The 2,211-nt window shown below is 62.2% G+C and carries 2 protein-coding genes; one reads left to right on the top strand and one right to left on the bottom strand.

What is annotated here, in order from left to right; genetic code table 11:
• Positions 1 to 1,419: aldehyde dehydrogenase family protein (locus NCS02_RS36095; RefSeq protein WP_250523705.1), on the bottom strand; the 1,419-nt coding region annotated here is incomplete at its 3' end.
• A 100-nt stretch (positions 1,420 to 1,519) separates the two neighbouring features.
• On the opposite strand from NCS02_RS36095, the gene NCS02_RS36090 reads away from it, so the two are divergent.
• Positions 1,520 to 2,211 (top strand): LysR family transcriptional regulator (locus NCS02_RS36090; protein ID WP_250520328.1); only part of this gene is annotated, 692 nt, incomplete at its 3' end.

The raw sequence follows: 2,211 nt of genomic DNA, 5'->3' as shown, positions 1-2,211 counted from the left end.
ACGGACGCCCAGCAGTGCCTTCGGTTCGAGGAACGCTTCGATGCCGAACGTGCCGTATTCGCGTCCGATGCCCGATTGCTTGAATCCGCCGAACGGGGCAGCAGGTTCATGCGCGAGCGTGTTGACGAGCACGCGCCCCGCGTCGATGCGCGACGCCACCGCGTTCGCGCGCGCGGCGTCCGATGAAGCGATGTACGCCTGCAAACCATAAGGCGTATCGTTGGCGATCGCGATGGCATCTTCGATATCGCCGTACGCGATGATCGACAGCACCGGCCCGAAGATTTCCTCTCGGGCGATGGTCATGTCGTTGGTCACGTCGCTGAAGAGCGTCGGACGCACGAACCAGCCCGCGCCGACGTGATCCGGACGCCCCTCGCCACCCGCGATCAGTCGCGCGCCCTCATCGATGCCAATACGAATATAACGCTGCACGCGCTCCCATTGCTTCCGGCTCACCATGGGGCCGATGCTCGTATGCGGATCGCGCGGATCGCCCGAGCGAATCTTCTCGATGGCGCTCACGATTTTCTCTTCGAACTCCGCGAGCCGTGCACGCGGCACCAGAATGCGCGTGCCCGCGATGCATGCCTGACCGCTGTTCATGAAGCCCGCATCGAGCGCGAGCGGCACGGCTTCGTCGAAGTTCGCATCGTCGAGCACGATCGTCGGCGACTTGCCGCCGAGTTCGAGCGTCACGCGCTTGAGCGTATCGGCGGCTGTGCGCAGGATCGTCTTGCCGACGACCGTCGATCCCGTGAACGACAGCTTCGCGACATCGGGATGCGCGCTGATCTCCGCGCCCACAATATCGCCTCGGCCCGTGACGATGTTGAACACGCCTGCCGGAAGTCCCGCCTCATGCAGCGCTTCGGTGACGACGCGCGTTTGCATCGCGCTCATTTCGCTCGGTTTGATGACCGCCGTGCAACCCGCCGCGAGCGCCGCCGCCAGCTTGCCGCAGATAAAGCCGGCGTCGCTATTCCACGGCGTGATCAGCCCGGCAACGCCGAGCGGTTGCATCATTACTTTTGCCGTACCCGCGTCACGCACGAACGCATAGTCTTCGAGCACCTTCGCCGCTTCCAGCAGCACGTTGCTCGCATGTCGCGCCATCCAGCGCCCGCGCGAAACCGGTGCGCCGTATTCTTCGACGATGGCCTCGAAAAGCTCATCCTCTTTCGCGATGACGGCGGCGTGCATGCGCTTCAGCATGTCGATACGTTCGCGCTTGTCCGTCCGCGAGAATGCGGGAAATGCGCGCTTCGCCGCCGCAATTGCATTGCGCGCATCCTCCTTGTCTGCGAGGCGCACGCGGCCGATAACTTTTTCTGTCGCGGGATTGAAGAGTTCGAAAAGCTCGTTGCCGTGCGGTGTGACAAACGCGCCGCCGATATAAATCTGGTCGATGTCATGCATGATGAATTCGTTCGGTCGATGTATTGAGCAAAAGATAAGGCGTTCGCATTGATTCGACTAGACGTACAATCGGGCATGACCTATTGAACGATTTAGCATAATGAAAACATCGGGGCTCACCGAACTCGAAGCGGTTCTTTCCGTCGCGCGGCATCGCAGCTTTCGCGCGGCGGCGAATGAACTGAGCGTATCGACGTCCGCGCTGAGTCATGCGATCGCCGCGCTGGAGGCTCGCATCGGCGTGCGGCTCTTCAATCGCACGACCCGAAGCGTGTCGCTTTCCGAGGCCGGCGCGCAATTCGTGCAGAACATCGCGCCCGCGCTTTCGACGATTCGCGACGCGCTCGAACAGGCCGGCAGCTTTCGCGACACGCCATCGGGTACGTTGCGTATCAATACATCGGTGGGCGCGGCGCATCAGGCGATGCCGCTTTTCATCGCGTTCCTGAAGCGCTATCCGGACATGAAGCTCGATATCGTCACCGAAGGCCGGCTCATCGATATCGTCGTCGAAGGTTTCGATGCGGGCATTCGTCTGCTGGAAACCGTACCGCAAGACATGATCGCGGTGCCGTTCGGCGATCGCCAGCGCTTCGCCGTCGTCGGCAGTCCCGCGTACTTCGAACAGCACAAGCCGCCACGCGCGCCTGCCGACCTCGCGACGCATCGCTGCATTCGCAGCCGCATGCCGAGCGGGTCGATCTATCAATGGGAATTCGAGCGGCATGGCGAATCCATACGCATCGATGGCGACGGCGCGCTGACGCTCGACGAACCGGGCATGATGCTGAC

This window comes from Caballeronia sp. NCF2 (genome assembly GCF_023631205.1).
Classification (GTDB): Bacteria; Pseudomonadota; Gammaproteobacteria; order Burkholderiales; family Burkholderiaceae; genus Caballeronia; species Caballeronia zhejiangensis.
This window is presented reverse-complemented; position numbering and strand designations above follow the sequence as displayed.